Here is a 21,734-nt window from a genome sequence, read left to right as displayed (position 1 = left end):
TGCTAAAATCAGATATCTGCTTTAGCTTCAGAGAAGTAATATCCTTGAGAGTAGTCAACTCCCAAATCCCTTACGATGTTAAAAATCTCTTCATTTTCAACAAATTCTGCAACTGTTTTCATACCTAGTTTCTTTGAAAACTCAACAATTGTAGATACAACCAAAAGAGCATTTTTATCTTTGTTTAGGTTTTTTATAAGTGAGCCATCTATCTTTAGGTAGTCTGCTTGAAGCTTGATTAGGTACTCAAAGTTGCTATATCCTGTACCAAAATCATCTATCGCAATCTTACATCCATACTTTTTTACTTCACTTATAAAGTTTACAATATCATCAAAATTATCTATCGACTCAGATTCTACAATCTCAAAAATAACCTTCTCACCAATACCGTACTCCCTCAACATCTCAAAGATAAACTCTGTTGTCTGAGGCTCTAAAATATCCAATACAGATAGGTTGATAGAAAAATGAGCATCTAAGTCCTTAAACAATTCAAAAGATTGAGATATAACTGCTTTAGTAATTTCAAAATACTGTCTTGTCTGTTTTGCAACTTCTAGGAAATAGTATGGAGATACTGCTTTATTGTTATCAACCATGCGGATTAAGCACTCATATTTATTTCTCAAAAGGCTTTTGTTATCTATGATTGGCTGATAGTAAGCTACTAAATTTCCTTCTTTAAATGCGTTTGCTAGTTTTCTTGTCCAGTTGAGATTATTTTTATACTGCGCTTCTAAAGAGGTTTCTAAGCTGTAAACCAAGAAATCCTTATTGCTCTTTTTAGCAATTTTTAGTGCCATGTTAGCAGTAGAGAGAAGATTCTCTTTAGGCTCAAAAGAGATACCAGCGCAACAAGAGATAAGTATCTCTTCATTTCGCACATAAAACTTTTGTTTAATAAGCTCTATAACGCTTTTTGTTTTTTCTATAAGCGCTTCTTTTGGGTAGTCAACAGCTAAAGCTATAAACTCATCTCCTTGAAGTCTGTAAAACTTTAAATTTTTATCATGATAGATGAATTTATAGATTTTATTTGCTATTGTCTGAATAACCAAATCCCCAAAATCGTGTCCATAAAAGTCATTTATCTGTCTAAAATTATCTAGATTAAATACAACTACCGATTGATTTTCTCTCTCTTGCATATCATAGTGAAGTCTAAGCCTGTTGCCACATCCTGTTAGAGAGTCGGTTTTTGCAGCTATCTCAAACTCCTCTTTATGACGCATAATCTCGGTAATATCAAAACGAATCTCAAGATACTCTATGATTTCATTATCTAGATTTTTTATCGGGACGATAGTTGTTTTTGTCCAAAAATCTACACCATCTTTTGTTTTGCTTTTTATGACTCCTTGCCATAAAGTCTGATGATTAGAGAGAGCTTCATCTTGAGAGTTCATAAAGTTGTGATTTTTCCCGACAAGCTCTTGAAGTGAATATTTACTTATCTCTAAAAACTTATCGTTTGCATATGTAATCACCCCATCAACATCTGTTCTTAGCAAAATAGTACTTGAATCGATAGCTTTTTCGTACTCTTTTGAGAGGTGCATTGAGCAGTTGAAATTATTTGTAGATATTTTTAACTGACCCTCAAAATAGGTAGCTATCTCTTTTTGCTGGGTAATATTACTTCGCATAGCGATATACTCTACCACATTGCCATCTTTATCTATAATAGGGCTGATAATAGCCTTTAACCAATACGTTTGTCCACTCTTTGATAGATTTCTTATCTCACCTATCCATGGTTTTTTAAGATCTTTAATCGTATGCCACATATCAGAAAACAGTTTCAAATCAACATCTGGATGCCTCATAACACTATGAGTTTTTCCTATAAGTTCCTCTTTGGAGTAACCGCTAACTTTGCAAAATTCGTCATTTACGTATGTAATTATCCCATTTTCATCAGTTTTTGAAACTATAAAACTTCCATCAACTGTTGATTTGTACTGCTCTAAAAGAAGAATTGAGTTGTCATATTTGCTCTCTAAAGAGTTTGCTGAAAAGAGGATTTTTCTCGCAATGAGGAGTAAAAGAATAGTAATAATTATCGCCGATATACCCAAAAATGATAGAAGCATTGCTAGTTTATAATAGATAGAATCGAGTTTTTTATTTATAAGAGCATGGACTGTGTCAAAGAGATGATCTTCTACATTTTTTAGTAAGTTTATACTTTTTGTTGCTTTATCGAACCATATAATTGGGTCTATACCAAAAGTAGCCTTTTCTCTACTTTTTATAACGGTGTCAATGATTTTAAATACCTCATCAACATCCTCTCCTTTAAATGTATCATCATAAAAGCTGATAATTTCTTTATCTGCGACCGTCTTAAAGTTTTGCGCCTCATTGTTATATATCTTTAGATACTCTTTAAAAAGAATAAAAGTGTCATTTGAAAACTCTTTGCTTAGAAGAATCTGGACAAGCAGGGCACGAATTTGACCTAACTCTTCTTTGGCAGATGAGAGATAGCTGTAAGACTGTATATAGTTTCTGTTCTCTTTGTCCTCAATCAATGATGGTGTTATTTTTATAAGGTTAAGTAGAGCAGCAATCTTTTTGCTGTAAAAGCATCTTGCTTCTGAGATAGGCATATTTAGTATATTTGCATTTTCTCGCGATTTAAGATCGTCTAGTATCTTTATGGAAGCATTATCTATACATGTTCCACATGAGAGCATTCTTCTTTTTGCTTCATTTATTGCAACATTTGAAATCTCTTTTGCTGCTAATAGCTCTTTGGAGTTTTCATCTACTTTACCGTCTGCCATTACTTTAGTAGTCACTCCTCGCTCTACCTGTAAAGAGTGAACTGTTCTGGAGATGGCTTCTGCTTCTAGTATATGATGCTTTGTAAACTCTAAATTCTTTTTATCATCAAGTATGCTATAAAGCAGAGTTAGTGATAACCCTATAACAAAAAGAAGAGGGATAACGAGAATAATTAATAATCTTAATTTTAAATCTAGCTTCATATATAAAATCCATTGTTGTATTATAAAAATAATTTATATCAAGGCCTATTTTAGCATATAAAGCGCTATTTTTTTGTTAAGAACAGTTATAAATTATATAAAATGAACTCTACTTCTTCTAAAAGGTTTTTATTATCCGCTCCGTTTGCACAAGCATATCCTAAAGCTGCTCCAACACCGACACCCTCTTTTGCTTCACCTTCGTCATACTTTTTTAACACACCAATTGATGCTTCTTGAAATGAAAAAGTTGTATAAACCGCATGAGGTTTGTAGCTAAGAAGTGAGAGTATATGAGCGATGTCTGAGTTTTTATCATTTGCTATCCATGAGGTGGTTGCAAGAGTGACATTATCACTCTTGATACGCATAAGCACATCTTCTCTTAACTTATCTGCTATGAGTAAGACCGCTGCCATCTGTGTTCCACCAGCTAAAACTACATGAAATCTTCTTGAGGCTTCAAGTAAAAAACCAGCGCAAAACAGAAGCATGTTATCACTAACATAAGAGAGTTTTTCAAAATTTGTCATATCGTCGTTTATCAAAGATAGCGCTTTGTCAATTGTCTCTTTTTTTATAGTTGTCGGAACATTTAAAAAGCTTGATGAGAAGTCATCTTCGCACTCATATCCAAGAGCTAGAGCAGTAGCTGCCGCCGTTGTTGTTCCGCTTGGTGTACTCTCCGCCAAGATAAGATAGCTTCCTTTTAGTTCATAACTCCGCCCTGCTCTTGCCCCTTTTTCAAACACATCTCTTGCATCTATATTTGCTCCTGTTGCAATTGAGCCAGATGGAGTTATGCCAAAAGTGTGATATGTAGAGTTCTGAGGTAGTTTTGTAAGCCCCAAATCAAGTATCTCGATACTACTAAATGGGGTTAGGTTATGAACTGCTCTTGTTATGATAGCGGGGGTTGGCACACCTGTTGGAGTTTCAGCAACTTCACCTAAAGAGAAAACTTTTGAGTTAGTTATAAACTCCGCATCAAGTGTCGGCGTAAGCGGAATCATCCCTGCAATCCCAGCTTGAGTGATTCCCTCTATCTCACATGTCAGAGTAACTGAGGCGGCTAGTAAAAAATCTGCCTTGCCGCTTGGGAGAGAATCTTCTTTGTTTGTAAATATGTTATATGTTTTTATTTTTTATCCTTTTAACTACTCAAGCTCATTGTTATCTACTACGCCCTGTTTTAAAAGCTCTTTTATGACTATCTCACTCATATCGCTTTTAAAGGCAAACTCATAGCGTATATCCATAACATACGCTTTTAGTTCTACATCTAAAAAAGATTTACGCTGATAGATTCTATTTGAAAAGAGAACTTCTATTGGCATATTTAGATAGATATATCTTGAGACTTGAGCCGCTTCTATCGCGATTTTACGAACTAGTTGTGTATCTACATGTACGGGAAGAACTATCTTTGCGACAACTTGACAATAGAGCTCTCCAGAGTTGGAGTTTGAAACAGCTGTGTTCATAAGCTCCATATTTGGGATAACTACAATTGAGTCATCAGGAGTCACGATGCGTGTAGTTCTAAGACCAATCGTTAAAACTTCACCGTAATTTTCCCCTACAAGTATCTTGTCTCCAACTTTAAAAGGTCTATCAAATAGAAGCATAATTCCGCCAAATATATTTTTGAGCAGATCTTGAGTAGCAAAACCTATCGCTATTGCTACTGATGCAAGAGCCGTCATAAGCATCTCTATTGGCGGATTATAGATTACTTTTACGGTTATAGATATAAAAGTAATCCAAAGAACAATTCTTGCTATTGGGATAAGCCCTTTTACTGTTATCCTTAGTTTAGAGCTTTTCTCTGCAAAAAATTCGACTATTTTAGTAAATAGTGTTATAAAAAAATAACTGATTATCAAAGAGAGAATGCTTAGAAGAATTTTTGAGATAGAGATAATCTCAATAAAGTTTACTGTTTGCTCATCTGTAGCGTAACAGAGCTGAGTAAAAAAAAGTAAAGATATAAGTGTTATAAGTCTCATATAGCGCCCCTCTTAGTGAATAAAATTTTTTGATGAGAGATAGTTGTGTACAGGTTTGTATATGGCAGGATTTATGTTGTACTTTTTACGAGGCTGGATTAGCAAACCTCTCTCAAGCATAGGCATAAGCGTTTTGCGACACTCGCTTAGCGGTTCATGCATAACAACTGCAAAATCGTTTATAGTTAACCCGTCATGCAAAATCAGTGCTTGAAGAGTAAAGAGAGCCTCTGAGGATAAATTTTTGATAAAAGAGTAGTCAAAATCGTCAATCTCTTTAACTATCAACTTCTTATCATCCTCAGCTGTACTTATGGCACGTATCCAATAAAGCTGTGCAAGAGAGATATTTCCGTTTGAGAGCTTACTTAGAAGTTTAAAAAATTTCTCCTCCAAATAAGGTTGTTTTTCACTCTCTTGTAAATTTTGAAAAGTTTTACTCTCTATGGTTTGCTCATTTGGGATAAACTCAACTCTTGTTAATTCGCAATCAATTCGCTTGAGCATAATCTCTTTTATGGTCTCATAGGTCAACTGATGCATAACTATCTCGCTTGTAAAATAGTTTGATATTGCGATAGTTTTATCAAGATAGTTCCATGTTTGAGGTGTGAAAACTCCTATCCAAAGCACTTTTTTTGTTGTATATGAAATAAGCTCAAAGAGCATCTCCATACTCTCAAATCCACCCACTTTTTTTAAGAACATATGATGGAGATTCTCTATTATGATGATTTTGTGATCTTGAGTATCGTTTAAAGAGTCAATCAGCCCTTTATTGCTTTTTATACCCTCAGTTTTTAGCAGGGAGTTAAAGAAGGTAAAATAGCTCTCATCCGTATATATCTTTTGACTTAATTCTGCTCTTATTGTCTCTATCTTAGGAATTTTTTTCAAAAAGGCGCTTAGCGTTGAGGTGACTCCACACCCTTTTTCCCCAATGATAGCACATGTCACAAAGCGGTCTTTCATCCAGTTCTCATAAGAGAGTTCAAGCTTTTGTATCTCTTCTTCTCGATTTATAAAAAAATCGCCCTCGGCTGGTTTTAACTCATAAAGATTTTTATACTCTTTTGGTAGTTCAGTAAGTGAAGCGTCAACTTCTTGCATAAATTCTGAGATTTTAAAAGAGATGGGCTCTTTTTCATCAACAACACCTATCACTTTTTTTAACTCAGATATTTTGTTTTTTATGTAAGTTATAAAATTTCCATTTTGTGCTATTTGAGATTTATCACTGCTCATACGTTTAGCCTTATTTTGACATATTGGTGCATTTTATCATATTTCTAATAGTGTTATAGAGCTATAGCCTACTTTCATACAAAAAGCTTCTTCGAGGCTTATATTGTGGGCGATTGAGAACAACACACGAATAACTCCAGCGTGTGTTACAACTAAGATGCTCTCTCTATTTAATGAGGGCAAATAGTCATAAAAAAACTCTTTTACTCTCTTTATATACTCTATATAAGGCTCTCCACCAAGAACATTTATCCACTGCATAAACTCTATATACTCAATATTTTCTCTCTCAACAATCTCATCATAACTCATGCCTTCATGCACACCCCACGATTTCTCTCTTAGTTTGTCTGTATATATTGTGTCCTCTGCATGAAAAGAGTATTTTAGACTCTCTTTGGCACGTCTCAAATCAGAGCAGAAGAGAGCGTCAAACACTAAGGCATCAAGCTTTTTGCACAACTCTTTTGCTTGAAATTCTCCATTTTTTGAGAGTCCTATATCGTTGTGTCCGTTATAGCAGTTTTTGTATCTCTCATCAACTTCGCAGTGGCGAACTAGTGTTAGTTTCATAAGCTAAAGAGAAGTACATTTAACAAAATAAGCTCTGTTACCTCTATGCTAAAGCCGTAAATATCGCCAGTAAAACCGCCATAACGCTTTATAAAAAAGCTTTTTATAACAAACAAAACTAACAAAGCGCTAACTAAAGCTAACCAGATATTAAAAAAGGCAACTAAAACAAGAGAGTAAAAAAGAGCGATAAAGAGCTCTGTTTTTGTAAGTTCGGCTTTTGCCAAAGTGCTCATTCCATTTGGACTTACATAAGGGTAGAAGTAGATTGCTAAAACAACATTTAGTCTTGGAAGCATAAGAATAATTGGCAGTAGATAAAATGCTTCAAAGTGCGCTAAAGATGACGCTTTTGCTATCAAAAAAGTAGCACTAACAATCATCCCCATCCCACCGACATGTGAATCTTTCATCACTTTTAGAGCTTTTTCTTTTGTGACATAAAGTCCATCAACAGTGTCACTTAACCCATCAAGATGAAGTGCGCCAGTTAGCAAAACCCACAAAACAAAGATGATAATTCCAACATGAAAAGATGGCGCAAAAGGGGATAAAAGTGATTGAACACCCCAAAGAATAAGCCCGAGCAAAAATCCAACAAGCGGATAAAACATCACCGCATAGCCGTTTATGCCCTTAAAAAAATCATGGATTTTAAAAAAAGGAACAGTTGTTAACATAGATACGGCTAGTGCAAACCCTTTAAAAATATCTCTCATTTTATCCTCGTTGAAATACCAGCAATAGTATGATAAACCTCATCGCACTTTGAAGCTATGAGTTGGGATAGTTTACCGCTTATATCTACAAACTCCCTTGCCAGAGCATTGTCTGGGATAACTCCACTTCCAACATCATTTAAAACAAAAACTACTGTTTTATCAAGCTCTAAAATCTTCTCCAGCTCCTCTTTCATATCAGCAAACGTAAAGCCATGATATAGCATGTTATTTATCCACATGCTAACACACTCTACTAAAACAGCACTATCACACTTAGCAATTGTGTTATAGATTTTTAGAGGCTCTTCTATGCTCTTAAAATCATCGCTTCTGCTCTGTTTATGAGCGTTTATACGCTCTTGCATCTCATTGTCTACAAACTCAGTTGTGGCAAGATAGATAGGTTTTTTAGATGATAAAGCCAATATGTAGTTTTGGGCATTAAGAGATTTACCGCTCTTAATGCCACCGATAAAGAGGGTTTTACTCAAACCTCTTTGTTTCCGCAATATGGACATATTTTTGCAGCAACAGGAATACTCATAGCGCAATCACTGCATGTTTTTTCAGAAGGTGGAGGTACTGGCACCGCTTCCTCCTTAACTCTTAGTTTGTTATAGCTCTTTACAAGCATAAACATAACTGTTCCCAAAATCAAAAATGAGATGGCATCATTTACAAAAACACCTATTTTTATAGCTGGAGCACCCGCTTTTTCTAGCTCTGCAATAGTGTTATAACTATTCCCATCCAGTGCGATAAAGAGGTTTGAAAAATCAACTTTTCCAAGAAGCATACCAACAGGAGGCATAACTATATTTTTAACTAGTGATTGAACAAGAGTAGCAAACGCAGCCCCAAAGATAAAACCAACCGCCATATCAACCATGTTCCCTTTTATAAGAAACTTTTTAAACTCTTCAAACATTCATTAATCCTTTTAGTGATATGTAATTTTAACATAGTTAGAAATTATTTTTTTGCAAAGGTTACTCTTTGCAATCTTTCATAATATTTTTCCAGTCCAAATCAAAGTTATTTTTTACATACGCCTTTGTATGAGGCACGATGCAGTCTGAGCAATCTTGGTGGATGCTATCTCCATAGGTTGTTTCTTTGCCATTTTTTGACTCTATTTCACAGAAACTGTAAAGCATTTTTGACTCTTTTTCCTCTATGCCTTTATCGTTAAATCTAAAGTGGGGACAAGCGCAAAGATAGCAGTTTAGTTTTTTCATATCGTGGCATTTTTTGTTATCCTCATAGAGAGGACAAAAGTCGTTCTCCTCTTTTACCATGTTCTCAAACTCAAAATACTCTATGATTTCATCTTCGCTGTAGCCTTTTGCTAGAAGTTTATCTACGATTTTTTTATGCTTTTGTGCATGTTGCTCAAACCACTCTTCATAGCTCATCATATCATCACTACTTTTTCTCTGCAAGTCTGTCATACATCGCTAACATGTTATAGTAGTCGTTATGAAGTGTTATATCTATAAAAGAGTCCTCTTTGCTTAGGATTTTTAGGGCTTTTTCTACGCTTTGTTTTGAAAATATATTAAAAAGAGCCTCTTCGTACTCCTCATAATCTTCCTCTTGGAGTTCCATGCTGATAAGTTCTGAGATGACTTTTGCATCACTCTTTGAGCTGTATTGTAAAAATTCTAAAGCACTCTCTTTATCATCCATAAGAAGAGATAGATGCGCCTTGAACTCTGCCATTGTGAAGTTGTTTTTAAAGATAACGCCTATGTATTTCTCCATGCTAAGCGAGTCATCAAGTGAGACAATCGTGTCTAAAATATCCTCTGCATCATAGTCACTAAAGTTTAAAACCATATCACGGATGGCTTTTGCGCTGTTTTTGTTGTTATAGAGTAAATCATCTATCGGATAGACCTCTGAGATGCTTGGGATTAGCATCTGACATGAGTAAAAACCTAGATAGTCATACTCTCTTAAGTAGATCTCTTTGCCCATATCCGAGGCGATATTTGTTAAAAACTCTAGTTCATCCATTTTCGTATCATACTTCCAAGCAGAGAACTCAAAACTCTTTTTGGAGCTTAAAAATGCAAACCCGAGTTTTGCGTTTGAGTCCACAAAATGAGACTCAAGATTGAAGCTATCTGAGACTATACTCATGTCAAATGTTGGCGTCTCAAAGTCATCAAGAGTCTCTAACGAGCGCCCTTGCATAAGCTCTGTCATGGTTCGCTCCAAACTTACTTCAAGAATCGGATGCGCACCAAAAGAGACAAAAAGAGTTGAGTTTTTTGGGTTTATAAGCGAGATGGCAGTTACTGGAAAAACTCCTCCAAGAGAGGCATCGAGAACTTCTACGATATATCCAAGGTTACGCAGAGCTGAAATATCTTCGTTTAGTTTTGAAAATGACTCTATTACACTTTGCGGAAATTTTGCAAGAGCGTATCCATTTTTGATGATTTCAAACTTTGCGTATCTCTCATAAATCTCACTTAGAGCTTGAACTTGAGCCTCTTTTGGTGTGTTTCCAGCGGATAAGCCGTTGCTGACATAGAGGTTATGCAAAATATTTACAGGAAAATAAACCCTCTCATTTGTAGAGAGTTTTTTAAAAGGAAGCGATATAACTTTTTGGCTATCACTGTTAAAATCAACATAAGCGTCTCCCATAAGTTCGCCCTCTGGGTCATATATGTCAAACAACACTTCACTCAAAAAATCTCCATCGAGTTCAAACTCTACTTCATCTGGATAGTGTTTTCTGCTTGGAAGATAAAAGTCACTAAAAAACATATTTGTTTGAAGCCTCTCGATGTACTCTCCAAATGCACTCGCAAGTGCAGAATCTTCAAGTGTGCCTTTGCCGTTTGAGTAGATATGTAAGGGTGCTTCAACTGAACTAAGGTTTAGCGAGTAGCAGTTTTGTAGAGGATGATGCTCTTTTGAGGTTGTGACTTTGCATCCAACATCTTCTAAAACTTTTTTCATTCTTTTGATAGAGACCTCTAGCGGAGCCTCTTTTGATAACATATTCACTCTTTTTTCCTAATAATCAGATATATAAAAAATGGCCCACCAATTAGCGCTGTAACGATTCCTATTGGTAAATCGTTTTGAGTAGATAGCAATCTCGCTATTGTGTCACAAAAAACCAAAAATAGAGCCCCAAAGAGTGCAGTTTTGAGAATTCTTGAGTTTATGGAAGATGGATATAACATAGATACTATATGAGGAGTTATAAGCCCTACAAAGCCGATAGGACCGCTAATACTAACAAGTGAACCTACGGCGAAAGAGGAGATGAGCAGAAGCATATAGGTTACTTTTTTACTATCAAGACCTTTTAGTTTTGCGCTCTCCTCAGATGTTGCTAAGAGTTGCAACTCAAATCTATAAAGATATACAACCAGAACAAGCACAAACGCAACCAAGCCGATAAACAGAGGATTTTGCCACCCTATTATAGAGAGAGAACCCATCGTAAAACGTATAAGTGTATCGTTTTGGATGGCACTTCCTAGATAAAAAATTATCATTAGCGCTGAAGCATAAAAGAGCGAGAGAGCGATTCCCAAGAGCAGGAGTGATTCACTTTTTACATTTTTTATGAATTTACTTAGATAAAGCAGTAAAAGCAGTGTAAGAATTGCTCCAAAAAAACCAAAGATATTTATAGCGCTTATCCCAAAAAATAGCGCTCCAAGCCCTAGTTTTATGGCGATTCCAGCACCCAAAACTGCGCCACTTGAAACACCAAGTGTATATGGAGTCAGCAGTGCATTTCTAAAGAGTGTTTGAAACAGAAGTCCACTTACAGAGAGGATAGCACCAGCAATGAAGGCAAACATAACTCTAGGAAGACGCAACTCAAAAAATATCTGTGAATGCAGAGTTGAGAGGTCAAATATATCAGCTAGTTGGAGCGTTACTGAGCCGATAAATGGAGAGATGACAAGAGAAGCAACTAGACCAAACCATATGAAAAATCTACTCATACTCTATCACCAATGAGTTAAAAGATACACCATAAAGCTCTTCTAAAACCTTATCGCTAAAAAATTCACTTCCATAAAACTCTGCATGTTGCTCTTTTATAAATGCTATATCAGAGCCGATAAAAGAGGCAAGATGCAGATCGTGAGTTATGAGGATGATTTGGTGAGTGCGTTTTAGATTTTTTATATACTTTGCTACTATTTTAGAGTTTAGCGGATCAAGATTTGCAGTTGGTTCATCAAAAATCATGATACGACTCTGCATACAAAGAGCCGCTGCCATAAGCGAGAGTTGTTGCTCTCCTGAGCTTAAAGACAAAAGAGTATGGCCCCTCAAGTGCTCTAAACCAAGAAGCTTTATATACTTGTCTGCTATCTCCCTATCCTCACTTGAGTAGTCAAAAAAGCTCTTTTTATAAGCAAATCTTCCTAGTAAAACAAACTCATAAAGTGTTATAAAAGAGTCATAGAGCTCTAGTTTTGGGGGAACGTAAGCGATAGTTTTTGCTCTTGTTTTGTTTGATAAACTCTTTAAATCTGCACCATCTATAACTATCTCCCCATCATAATCAATCAAAGCAGATAAAGCACGGGCTAGTGTACTTTTACCAGAACCGTTTGCTCCAAGTATGCTTAGGTGTGAGGCTATTTTTAGGTTTATATCTTGAAGAATTATAGTTTTATCATACCTGCATCTGAGATTTTTTAGCTCTATCATCTGCTCATCTCATAAGAGAGTCTTTTGATACTAAGAGCAACTCTGTGTGATGGGATGTGAAGATAGCTCTCATCTACAACTGTTATACGTCTGTTTTTACTTGCGTTAGTTGGAAGTGAGTGCCAAGCGCTCAATGCTTTTTCTATGTTAACTCCACTGTTTGAGGCATTTGAGTGAAGTATGATTATCTGGTCTGGATTTAGTGCTATAACATTTTCATAACTGAGTGAGGGTTGGTTAGTATCACTTGACGTATAAGCGTTAGTGTTGCCACAAATCTTAATAATATCATTAAAAAATATATCATTTCCAGCTATATAAATGCCCCTGCTCAAATCCTCATGTAACCCAAAAACTATCATAACTTTGTGGCTCTTTTTACTCTTTGGAGCGCTTTGTATCGCATATTCTATCTCATCAACTAAAGGTTTCGCGTCCGCTTTTAGTGCATGAGATATTTTTACGATAGAGCCTTTTATATCATCAATGGTTTGCAGTTTTACGACAAAAGTTTTGATGCCAAATCTCTGTAACTTCTCTAACGTCGCTTGATTAAAATCTTGTCCGATTACCAAGGTAGGGGAGAGAGAGATGATTTTTTCCAAGTTTGGATTTGAGTATCCGCCGATACTCTCAAGCCCCCCAGCCTCTGGCGGATAGAGCGAGAACTCACTAGTTGCGACAAGAGTGTCTCCTTTTTTCAGCCCATATACTATCTCTGTGACTGATGGCGTGAGAGAGACAACTCTTTCATTAGCTTGTAGTGCCAACACAAAGAGGAGTGCTAAAAAAAAGAGTTTTATGCTCACTTGCATCCTTAGATTTTTAGTTTGAACCCTGCGATTGCAGTTGTAGTAAAGTTTATAGGGTAGATTGCATTATCTTCAACCCACAAACCATTTTTTTGATTAAACAGATTGTTTATTTTAGCGAAAAGTTCCAAACTATCTTTTGTGTAGCTTATGGAGATGTCAGTACTTCTATACGCATCTTGTTTTTGAGCAAAGTTATTGTTAAAGTCGTTTATAGCATACGCCTCTGAACGATAAGTTTGAGTTAAAGATAAAATTGTACTTCTATTTAGAGAGTAGCTGAGTGTCGCTTTTATGTTGTGATTTGAGACTCCAGGAAGATTATTTCCGCCATAGCCCTCCTCCTCATCAATAATCGCTTGAACATAGTTATAGTTTAAGAGTACACTCAACTCTTCATTTATGAGCCATTTGTCATAAATATCTAAACCATATTTGTATGATTTATCGATATTTGTATTTCTAGAGTTTGCCCAAGTCGGATCTGCATAGTAGTAAATCTCATCTTCTAAAGAGATGTAATAAAGAGAGACTTTTAGTTTGTTTGTTGGCAATATATGGTTAAATCCAACTGTAAAGTTGTCTGACTCTGATGGCTTTACATAGCCCATAAATGCGCCTGTGCTCCAGTGAAAGAGTCTATCTAAACTAGAAGATTGATAACCATGTGAATAGTTTGCAAAGAGTGATTTTTCTCTATCAAATGCAAAGTTATATCCAAGTTCTGCGCCATAAAGCTTATCGTCTTGATCCTCACCACCCTTACTTTTAAAAGATATATCTTCGTATCTAGCTCCTAGTTTTATAGTACTGCTTCCTAGGTACAACTCATCTAAAAAGTAAAGTGCGTTAGAAGTTTTTGTTAGGTCATTGTTAGCGTTTATAAGATTGCCATCAAAGATATCATAACCAAAAGTAAAACTAGAGATATTATCAACATAATTTAATGATGAGCCCAGTGAGTCATACTCATAATCTGTTTGTGAGCTAGAGTTATAGAGTGATTTTTTCTTCTCTTTTGTACCGTCAATATTTATAGAGAGTTTATCGCTAAGATGGTAGCTAAAGCCCAAGTTTAGAGCATCTGTGTCATATTTTTGATTTGCTGCTCCCCAGTTAAATGCTCCAGCACTCTTAGTATCGTTGTTATACTCATCAAGTGTTAAAAAACTTGCATAAGTAATATCCGTTCTTGCAAAAGATACACCAGCGCGTAACTCTAACGCATCGATTGGATTATAAGCGATATTTAGTGAGCCAGTCTTTAAAGAGCTCTCATCTTTGTCTCCATTACTGTTTATGTAACGGCTTCCATCGCCTCTTTGTGCTTCGCCACTAGCATTTATAGATAGCTTCTCCTCGCTATGTCCTAGATAAAATGAGCCATCTGCTACTCCATGAGTTCCGCCATAGATTGTTATCTCTTTTGCGTTGCTATTTTTAGTTATGATGTTTATAACTCCAGCATTTGCGCCATCTCCACCCTTTACTATCCCGCTTGATTTGATAATCTCCAGCCTCTGTATCGAATCAGGCGAGATACTCGAGAGAAGTTGAGGCACCATGTCGATGTTATTGATTTTTCTGCCATTAACTGTTATGAGGATATTTTGATATCCGCTGTCAATTCCATAGCCTCTAAAATCTATCATTTGCGCATATGAATTCCCGTAAGAAGGCATTGCTGTAACTGAAGTCTGTTGATTTAAAAACTCATAAATATTTTGTACGTGTGCATTTTGTATATCCTCTGCTGTATATATCTCTACTGCGTCAGTCGATTTTAACTCATCTGTTTTTATGGCAGTTGATACGATGCTCAAAGATTCTAGCTCGATATTTTGAGCGACTAATACGCTTGAAGCAAGTAGTGATAAAAGTACTTTTTTTTTCATCTTTTTTCCATAATTTAATTTTTTTGTTTGTTGATTAAAAGTATAAAAAAGGTGGAGAGATGTTGTTGTTTAGATTTTTAAAGTAGTTTGGGATTAGTCTTTGAAATTTGCATAGAAGTAGGGTTTTTTTGGTACGTTTAAAATAGTAACAGTTGCAATGACAAGGTTTTGAAGATAGCTCTAAGAGTAGTGAGGCGGCTGGATCATCATCTTCTATCTCTGCTTCTTGCTCATCACCGTTGAAGTTTGACATATGAAAACTTTGCACACAAGATGCCTCAGCGTTTAGCGTCACCTGATTTGTAGTAGCGGTAATCGCTCTTAGAGTAAAGTAGTTTTTGCCAAAGCCCTTAGGAAGTCTCAAAAATGCCCCATATTTTTTTTGCAATTATAGCACTATTAATTTTGTCTGTTTATTAGAAGTGGATGGTGGACAATGTGAGATTCGAACTCACGGTAGGTTACCCTACGGCCGCGTTCCAGGCGACTGGATTAAACCAACTCTCCCAATTGTCCATGTTGTTGGGTGCGAATTTTATCTATAAAACGCTTAAATAGAGAAGTCACTATAATCATATTTGTGCAAGTCTATATAATACTTTTTACCAATTGTTACTACTCTTGAGTCATCTTTTGCTCTCTCTTTGAACTTCTCTTTTATCTTCGCGATTTTTTTCTTTGAGAAATCTTGGCCCTTTAGATACTTGTTTAGCGAGATGAGTCTGCTTTTGTCTGTATCCATATCTTGTTCATCTTCATCTGTATCTTCGTCTATCTCGCCCTCTATCGTCTCTTGCACCTCTTGTGGAGTAGCTAACATCAGTTTTGAAGATATTGCATTTATGATGTTTTTTAGCTGTTCATCTTTTTCTTTGTAGATATTTTCTATCTTGATTCTCTCATCTATGAGCATTTGCTCTTTTTGATCTCGCAGAGTTCTTGTTTCGCCCTCAAGCGTATCAACTCTGTGTTGTAGTTTTGTGTTTTGTTCTTCTAAAAACTTATAATATTTCTCATTACCATGTGTTGTCGTCTGCTTTGGAGTAAAAGATTTTTTAACTACGCTAGCAGAACTATCATCCTCGCTAATAACCACAAGTTTTACGTCATTTTCAACTATGCAGTGCAGAGTTCCTCTTCTTATACGATTATGAATCGCCTCTTTAGATACTCCTAAAAACTGCGCTGCATCAGAGATAGTTAGCTTTGACATACCCTATCCTTATCTCATATTTTCAAAAACTAGCGGTGCTTCCCACTCCATTGAGCGGATAGTTGCTATAACTTTTTGCAAATCATCAAGCTTGGCACCCTTAACTCTTATAGAGTCTCCCTCTATTTGAGCGGTAACTTTTAGTTTTAGATTTTTTATCTCAGCTGTTATCTTTTTTGCCTCTTTTGACTCAATATAATCAACAATTTTATAAGTTACTTTTCTGTTGTTTCCGCTTGAATTTTCGGTCTTTTGCTCCTCTAATACTTTTGATGAGAGGTTCTGTTTTAGAAGCTTAGTTATAACAATATCTTTTAGAGCATCGAGCTTGTTATCGCTTGAAGCTATCATAACTAGAAGTTTATCTTTCTCTTTATAGTCAACTTCATAGGTTGTACCTTTAAAGTCATAACGGTTAGCTACCTCTTTATCTACTAGATTTATAGCATTTTTAAAACTTTGCATATCTATCTTTGCGCTTATATCAAATGAGTACTCTTTTGCCATACTTAACACTCCATATTTATTTAAAACTAACAAGTTTTGATTATATAACAAACAAAATAAAAAGTAAGTTATCTCTCATTCATCTCTTGATGCATGTAGCCTTATGGGGTGGGTTGTAAGTACGTCTACACCTACCGTTTTATGGGCCTTGCTAAGAGAGCGTATAAAATAAGTCAGAAACTAGGATTTCCATCAAAGCCAAATCCACCACCAAAACTAGCAAACGATGGGTCGTTATAACCAAACATAACACTTCTTGCTCTTAGCTTTTCTATATCTGCTTTACTAGAAATATCTTGCGGACAAACAAGCGTACATGCGTTACACAGAGTACAATCCCAAACACCATTCACTTGGATGTTATCAATCTTATCTTTTGGGTTCTGCTCTCTTTTATCGCTCACATAACGCCAAACTCTTGTTAGTGAAAATGGTCCCAAGAAGTCGCTGTTTGTGGCATATACTGGACATGCGCTATAACATGAGCCACACATTATACAGTCACTTTGAAGTGCATTTCGCTTCTCATCTTCATCAGTTAGTTTTACGTTTTGCACTATTGTGCTCTGCCACGCTTTTGCTTTTGCATTGAAGCTATAAGCCTTGTCCATATTTACTACTAAATCACGCTCTAGAGGAGTGTTTAAAAGTGGCTCTACTATATCCCCATCCTCTGCTTTGTACGAACATGCCAAAACTTCTTTGCCATTTACTCTAACCGCGCAACTTCCGCAAACACTGCTTCTACATCCACTGCTATATGCTAGAGTTGCATCGACTTTGCTCTTTATCTCGTTTAAAACCTCTAAGAGAGTTACATCGCTCGATAAAACATCATACTCTACATATGAGTCTTCTCTTTTTATACTAATTTTCATAGCTTATTACTCCATCTCTATCGATTATAGTATGTGCTTCAAATGCTTTTACGCTCTCTTGCGCATCTACTCTAAAGTGTGCGCCTCTGCTCTCATCTCTTTGAATCGCACTAAGCAAAATCAGCTCACTTAAAAAGAGCATATTTTTAAACTCTAAAAACTCTATAAGATTTGTGTTATACTTTTTTTCTTTATCACTAACACCCATCTTTTTAAGATTTTGTTTCATCTCTCTAACACTATCAAGGGTAGAGAGTAGAGATTTTTTATCTCTTTTTATTCCTACTTTTTTATAAAATATCTCGCCTAATTCTGAATGTTTTTCATAAAAATTTATCTCATTTGTATAAGACTTTATCTGTTGCAAATTTGCTTGAACTATCTTAATGCGTTCTTGAATATCTATCTCTAAAGTGCTCTCTTTAGCAAATTTTGCTGCGCTCTCTCCTGCTATTTTTCCAAATACGACAAGCTCTAGGAGTGAATTTCCGCCAAGTCTGTTTGCTCCATGGACTCTATGGTTTGCACACTCGCCAACAGCAAAAAGCCCCTCAACAGAAGTAGATGAACGATTGTTAACATCTATGCCGCCCATTGTATAGTGCGCTACTGGCTTTATGGGAATAAGCTCTAATGCAGGGTCAATATTTTCATAAAGTTTTGCAAGCTTTGCCTCTTGTGGCAACTCTTTTTCAATTAACTCAGAGCCTAAATGACGAATATCTAAAAAGATATTTTCGCCCTTTAAAATCTCATCATGTATCGCTCGTGAGACCTCATCGCGAGGTGCTAACTCATTTACAAATCTCTCGCCATTTGTGTTAAGAAGATAACCTCCCAAGCCCCTTGCACTCTCTGAGATTAAGATAGAAGAGCCCTTTAGTGCTGTTGGATGAAACTGTATAAACTCCAAATCACTTGCCACTGCTCCAGCTCTAAGAGCTGCTGCAATCCCATCTCCACTTGAAGAAACAGAGTTTGTTGAGTAGTTATGAAAAACTCTACTGTATCCGCCAGTTGCAACTATAACGCTACAACTTTGGATGAGCTCAACCTCTCCGCTTCTTTTGTTTAAAACACTAACACCACAAACGCTCTTTTTGTTAGCACTCTCATCTGTTATAAAATCCAAGAGATAACGCTCATTTAAAAACTCAATTCCACTCGCTACGCATCTGTCATAAAGTGTGTGAAGTATTTTTAAACCAGTATAATCTTGTGCATAACAAGCTCTAGTTGCAGAGGCTCCACCTAATTTTCTTTGAGCGATTTTGCCATCTTCTGTTCTGCTAAAAGGAACTCCTATACTATCTAACCACGCTATTGCATCTGGTGCAGAGTTGCATAGAAGTTTTACAGCTTCTTCATCTGCTAAAGAGTGTGCTGACTTTAGTGTGTTTTGTATATGTAACTCTGTGCTATCTTCATCTACATTTGATAGCGCAGCATTTATACCGCCTTGTGCCATACATGTTTGACTTCTTGTTGGATACTCTTTTGTTATTACGCTCACTTTTGCACCGCTCTCATGCGCACTAAGTGCTGCTACAAGCCCTGCGCCACCTGCTCCTACAACTACTACTCTATCTCTCATCTTCATCCTCACTTGCTTGTAACTCTATAATAAATTTTGCACCATTATCTATATTTTGCATATAAATTTTACCTTTATGATGCTGTTCTATAATGCTCTTTGACATATAAAGACCAAGTCCTGTACCATTTTTGTCAAACTTTGTTGAGAAATATGGATCAAAGATATTATCTTTTATACTCTCGTTAATTCCGCCGCCATTATCACTTATCTCTAGGACACATATATCATCTCTGTCATAGCTCTTTATCAAAATTTGTGCATCAGCTCTCTTTATTTGCGAAAGCTGCTCTCTTGCATTGTTTATGATATTTAAAATAACTTGTATAAACTCATTTTTATATACTACGACGCTCATTTTTGAACTAAGCTCTAGACACAAATCAATCTCATCAAATTCTAAATTATCTTCCAATAGTTTATATGCCTTTACCACTAAAACATTTAGCCCTATTAGTTCTTGATTTTTATTTAGTTTATAAAAATCACTAAAATCAGAGATAATCAGACTAAGCGCTTGAGTCTGCTCTCCTATCTTCTTTAATCTCTCTTGCAAGTAGAGTAAAAATTGCTCTCTCTCGTTTTCATTGGATAAATCATACTCTTCAAGCTCCACTGCCATCAAAATAGATATTTGAAGTGCTGAGATAGAGCTAAGAGGCTGTTTCCACTGATGCGCTACCATGCTTATCATCTCGCCCATCTGAGCTAGTCTTGATTTATGGAGCATGTACGTATCTTTTTTTTGTATATCAGCGATTGCCACTTGAACCTTTTTCTGTAACTCGTTTTTAAGAGCTTCAAGTTCTTGGTTCTTTTTATTTAAAATGTGCTGTCTATAAAAAAAGAATCCAATTACCAAAAAGAGAAGAACAACTATCTCTTTTTGATACTCAAAATTTATACTTTTTACATAGCTTACAGAGATCCACTTACTTACAATTTTATCTATATCTGAGGGCTGTATCTCTTGTGAAGCTTTTTTAAAAATATTATACAGCTCTTTATCTTCTTCTCTAAATCCAAAACCAACACCTACTTTATCATCAAAAGCTCCAGCGATTTTCAAATCGCCATTGGAGATATTTTTAAAAGCGTATGCAGTTGCAACTAAAGTATCTATATATCCGTAGTACTCTCCTCTCTCAACACGCTCAAACCCCTCTTGAAGCGAATTTACATAAGAGATATCAAGCATTGGGTGCTTAAGTTTTAGCTCTATGACAAATGGGTTTCCTTTTGTTGCGACAAATTTTTTATCAAACACATTTTTTATATCTACTATGTAGTTTTGAGATTTTTTAGTCACTATGGCTGGTTGCTCTTTGTAGTATGGATTGACGACTGAGATTGACTCTTTTTTAAGCCTCTGAGTAGCCATTGGTAAAATATCGCATCTCCTGTTTTTGAGATTTGCTAAATTCCCTTCCCAGCTAGAAGCATATACTGCTCTATATGGGATATTCACATTTTCTTTTGTTAATCCTAAAACATCCGAGCAGATACCTGCAAATGCACCATCTTTCATATCACTAAATGGTAGAAGTTTTGAAATAGCACAAACTCTTAGCTCTTTTTTATCTCTTAAAAACTGCTCTTCTGCATCTGTTAATAATCTATTTTTGCTCTTAAATATAAGCTTATCTGTATCTCTCTTTGAATTAACAAGCCCCATCAGTCTATATATGTCCAATACTCTTATAATTTCTTCTTGCTTAATTGTACCAAGAGGAATTCCATCCATATAAGCTAATTTTTTGAGTTCAAGTGCTTCAAACTTTAGAGCATCTTTTGATTTTTTCATTGGGTTGTACTTCTCATAAATGATAGATACTGTTTCATCTATATTGTTAAATGCGTACTCCCACCCACAAATAGAGGCTTCTCTAAAATTATCTGTTCTATGAGGATTTTGCACTGCCTCTTCCTCTGACGTAAAGAGAATATCACTATAAAAATCAAAGCCGCTTTTATTTGGATAAAAAATCTCAAAATCTATCTTTTTCTCTTTTAGTAAAAATGGCTCATTCGAACTGTATCCAGTATACAAATCAACTTTTTTTTGAATCAAATCATCAATATTTAAAGAGTGTTCTACAAACTCTATACTCTTCTCATCAGCTTGGGAAGACCTTATCATGGCATATATCGGTGCGCTCTCAAGAGCATCTACTGTCATCATGATTTTTTTATTTGCAAACTCTTTTATACTATCTATATTTGAAGATTTTAAAGCCAATAAAACCATTGGCGAAGATTGAAAAGTTGCACTTAAAAGCGTTATGTTTTTGCCCTCTGCGTGATACCAAACTAAACTTGAGCGTCCTATGCCATAAGTTGTATTTTTGCTTAGAACATCCTCTACTACATCAATCTCAGGGCTAAACTTCTTTATCTCTACATCAAGCCCTACATCTTCATAAAAGCCTTTCTCTTTTGCCATATAGTAACCTGCGAACTGAAACTGATCGTGCCATTGAAGACGTAAGGAGACTTTGTCAAGTGGTTTTTGTGAAGCATAAAGCGAGATGCACAGAAGAAGAGCAACTATATATTTCATAACAAAACCCCTATTTTTAATCTTATAAA

At 35.8% G+C, this 21,734-nt stretch carries 20 protein-coding genes and 1 tRNA gene; all 21 read right to left on the bottom strand.

All coding sequences use genetic code 11. The annotated features are described in order from the left end of the window. Positions 1-8: 8 nt before the first annotated feature. Positions 9-2,996 carry an EAL domain-containing protein gene (locus tag AC6H33_RS00270; protein WP_497605000.1) on the bottom strand — a complete coding sequence of 996 codons (2,988 nt, stop codon included), beginning with the start codon at positions 2,994-2,996 and terminating at the stop codon, positions 9-11. An 86-nt stretch (positions 2,997-3,082) separates the two neighbouring features. Then, the gene (locus AC6H33_RS00265; RefSeq protein ID WP_497606005.1) at positions 3,083-4,138 is read right to left on the bottom strand and encodes a nicotinate-nucleotide--dimethylbenzimidazole phosphoribosyltransferase; all 1,056 of its coding nucleotides are present in this window, start codon (positions 4,136-4,138) and stop codon (positions 3,083-3,085) included. Positions 4,139-4,153: 15 nt separating this feature from the next. After that, positions 4,154-5,005: a mechanosensitive ion channel family protein gene (locus AC6H33_RS00260; protein WP_497604999.1), complete on the bottom strand. Its 852-nt coding sequence runs from the start codon at positions 5,003-5,005 to the stop codon at positions 4,154-4,156. 12 nt (positions 5,006-5,017) lie between these two features. Further along, positions 5,018-6,250: a hypothetical protein gene (locus AC6H33_RS00255; RefSeq protein ID WP_497604998.1), complete on the bottom strand. Its 1,233-nt coding sequence runs from the start codon at positions 6,248-6,250 to the stop codon at positions 5,018-5,020. Positions 6,251-6,286: 36 nt separating this feature from the next. Further along, positions 6,287-6,823 (bottom strand): alpha-ribazole phosphatase family protein, encoded by a 537-nt coding sequence (cobC, locus tag AC6H33_RS00250; protein ID WP_497604997.1) that lies wholly within the window; start codon positions 6,821-6,823, stop codon positions 6,287-6,289. Further along, the gene (locus AC6H33_RS00245; RefSeq protein WP_497604996.1) at positions 6,820-7,542 is read right to left on the bottom strand and encodes an adenosylcobinamide-GDP ribazoletransferase; all 723 of its coding nucleotides are present in this window, start codon (positions 7,540-7,542) and stop codon (positions 6,820-6,822) included. The genes cobC and AC6H33_RS00245 overlap by 4 nt, the downstream gene beginning before the upstream one ends. After that, positions 7,539-8,036, bottom strand: a complete 498-nt coding sequence (locus AC6H33_RS00240) for a bifunctional adenosylcobinamide kinase/adenosylcobinamide-phosphate guanylyltransferase (protein ID WP_497604995.1) — start codon at positions 8,034-8,036, stop codon at positions 7,539-7,541. Before AC6H33_RS00240 ends, AC6H33_RS00245 begins: the two co-directional genes overlap by 4 nt. Beyond that, the gene (gene mscL / locus AC6H33_RS00235; protein WP_497604994.1) at positions 8,033-8,473 is read right to left on the bottom strand and encodes a large conductance mechanosensitive channel protein MscL; all 441 of its coding nucleotides are present in this window, start codon (positions 8,471-8,473) and stop codon (positions 8,033-8,035) included. The genes AC6H33_RS00240 and mscL overlap by 4 nt, the downstream gene beginning before the upstream one ends. A gap of 61 nt (positions 8,474-8,534) precedes the next feature. Next, positions 8,535-8,960: a hypothetical protein gene (locus tag AC6H33_RS00230; RefSeq protein ID WP_497606004.1), complete on the bottom strand. Its 426-nt coding sequence runs from the start codon at positions 8,958-8,960 to the stop codon at positions 8,535-8,537. 10 nt (positions 8,961-8,970) lie between these two features. Then, entirely contained in the window at positions 8,971-10,569 is a 1,599-nt protein-coding gene (locus AC6H33_RS00225) for a YcaO-like family protein (protein WP_497604993.1), read from the bottom strand. Further along, positions 10,566-11,528 (bottom strand): FecCD family ABC transporter permease, encoded by a 963-nt coding sequence (locus tag AC6H33_RS00220; RefSeq protein WP_497604992.1) that lies wholly within the window; start codon positions 11,526-11,528, stop codon positions 10,566-10,568. Before AC6H33_RS00220 ends, AC6H33_RS00225 begins: the two co-directional genes overlap by 4 nt. Continuing rightward, positions 11,521-12,246, bottom strand: coding sequence for an ABC transporter ATP-binding protein (locus tag AC6H33_RS00215; protein WP_497604991.1), 726 nt, complete (start codon positions 12,244-12,246; stop codon positions 11,521-11,523). Before AC6H33_RS00215 ends, AC6H33_RS00220 begins: the two co-directional genes overlap by 8 nt. Continuing rightward, positions 12,243-13,061 (bottom strand): ABC transporter substrate-binding protein, encoded by an 819-nt coding sequence (locus AC6H33_RS00210; RefSeq protein WP_497604990.1) that lies wholly within the window; start codon positions 13,059-13,061, stop codon positions 12,243-12,245. The genes AC6H33_RS00215 and AC6H33_RS00210 overlap by 4 nt, the downstream gene beginning before the upstream one ends. A gap of 2 nt (positions 13,062-13,063) precedes the next feature. After that, positions 13,064-14,953 carry a TonB-dependent receptor plug domain-containing protein gene (locus tag AC6H33_RS00205; RefSeq protein ID WP_497604989.1) on the bottom strand — a complete coding sequence of 630 codons (1,890 nt, stop codon included), beginning with the start codon at positions 14,951-14,953 and terminating at the stop codon, positions 13,064-13,066. A 34-nt stretch (positions 14,954-14,987) separates the two neighbouring features. Continuing rightward, the gene (locus AC6H33_RS00200; protein WP_497604988.1) at positions 14,988-15,317 is read right to left on the bottom strand and encodes a hypothetical protein; all 330 of its coding nucleotides are present in this window, start codon (positions 15,315-15,317) and stop codon (positions 14,988-14,990) included. A gap of 63 nt (positions 15,318-15,380) precedes the next feature. Further along, a tRNA-Ser gene (locus tag AC6H33_RS00195) sits at positions 15,381-15,469 on the bottom strand. 34 nt (positions 15,470-15,503) lie between these two features. Beyond that, complete coding sequence (locus tag AC6H33_RS00190; protein ID WP_497604987.1) at positions 15,504-16,166, bottom strand: helix-turn-helix domain-containing protein; 663 nt, start codon at positions 16,164-16,166, stop codon at positions 15,504-15,506. Between the two features lie 9 nt (positions 16,167-16,175). Beyond that, complete coding sequence (locus AC6H33_RS00185) at positions 16,176-16,673, bottom strand: YajQ family cyclic di-GMP-binding protein (protein WP_497604986.1); 498 nt, start codon at positions 16,671-16,673, stop codon at positions 16,176-16,178. Positions 16,674-16,846: 173 nt separating this feature from the next. After that, positions 16,847-17,551 (bottom strand): succinate dehydrogenase/fumarate reductase iron-sulfur subunit, encoded by a 705-nt coding sequence (locus tag AC6H33_RS00180; RefSeq protein WP_497604985.1) that lies wholly within the window; start codon positions 17,549-17,551, stop codon positions 16,847-16,849. Beyond that, complete coding sequence (locus tag AC6H33_RS00175) at positions 17,541-19,145, bottom strand: FAD-dependent oxidoreductase (protein WP_497604984.1); 1,605 nt, start codon at positions 19,143-19,145, stop codon at positions 17,541-17,543. Before AC6H33_RS00175 ends, AC6H33_RS00180 begins: the two co-directional genes overlap by 11 nt. Further along, a complete protein-coding gene (locus AC6H33_RS00170; RefSeq protein ID WP_497604983.1) occupies positions 19,135-21,705 on the bottom strand; it encodes an ABC transporter substrate-binding protein in 2,571 nt (856 codons plus the stop codon). Before AC6H33_RS00170 ends, AC6H33_RS00175 begins: the two co-directional genes overlap by 11 nt. Between the last annotated feature and the right edge of the window lie 29 nt (positions 21,706-21,734).

This window comes from Sulfurimonas limnophila, from assembly GCF_059705345.1.
This window is presented reverse-complemented; position numbering and strand designations above follow the sequence as displayed.

Coding starts and splice junctions, on each gene's coding strand:
- AC6H33_RS00270 (WP_497605000.1), bottom strand. CDS start 2,996: ATGAAGCTAGATTTAAAATTAAGATTATTAATTATTCTCGTTATCCCT.
- AC6H33_RS00260 (WP_497604999.1), bottom strand. CDS start 5,005: ATGAGACTTATAACACTTATATCTTTACTTTTTTTTACTCAGCTCTGT.
- AC6H33_RS00255 (WP_497604998.1), bottom strand. CDS start 6,250: ATGAGCAGTGATAAATCTCAAATAGCACAAAATGGAAATTTTATAACT.
- cobC (WP_497604997.1), bottom strand. CDS start 6,823: ATGAAACTAACACTAGTTCGCCACTGCGAAGTTGATGAGAGATACAAA.
- AC6H33_RS00245 (WP_497604996.1), bottom strand. CDS start 7,542: ATGAGAGATATTTTTAAAGGGTTTGCACTAGCCGTATCTATGTTAACA.
- mscL (WP_497604994.1), bottom strand. CDS start 8,473: ATGTTTGAAGAGTTTAAAAAGTTTCTTATAAAAGGGAACATGGTTGAT.
- AC6H33_RS00230 (WP_497606004.1), bottom strand. CDS start 8,960: ATGAGCTATGAAGAGTGGTTTGAGCAACATGCACAAAAGCATAAAAAA.
- AC6H33_RS00220 (WP_497604992.1), bottom strand. CDS start 11,528: ATGAGTAGATTTTTCATATGGTTTGGTCTAGTTGCTTCTCTTGTCATC.
- AC6H33_RS00215 (WP_497604991.1), bottom strand. CDS start 12,246: ATGATAGAGCTAAAAAATCTCAGATGCAGGTATGATAAAACTATAATT.
- AC6H33_RS00210 (WP_497604990.1), bottom strand. CDS start 13,061: ATGCAAGTGAGCATAAAACTCTTTTTTTTAGCACTCCTCTTTGTGTTG.
- AC6H33_RS00205 (WP_497604989.1), bottom strand. CDS start 14,953: ATGAAAAAAAAAGTACTTTTATCACTACTTGCTTCAAGCGTATTAGTC.
- AC6H33_RS00190 (WP_497604987.1), bottom strand. CDS start 16,166: ATGTCAAAGCTAACTATCTCTGATGCAGCGCAGTTTTTAGGAGTATCT.
- AC6H33_RS00185 (WP_497604986.1), bottom strand. CDS start 16,673: ATGGCAAAAGAGTACTCATTTGATATAAGCGCAAAGATAGATATGCAA.
- AC6H33_RS00180 (WP_497604985.1), bottom strand. CDS start 17,551: ATGAAAATTAGTATAAAAAGAGAAGACTCATATGTAGAGTATGATGTT.
- AC6H33_RS00175 (WP_497604984.1), bottom strand. CDS start 19,145: ATGAGAGATAGAGTAGTAGTTGTAGGAGCAGGTGGCGCAGGGCTTGTA.
- AC6H33_RS00170 (WP_497604983.1), bottom strand. CDS start 21,705: ATGAAATATATAGTTGCTCTTCTTCTGTGCATCTCGCTTTATGCTTCA.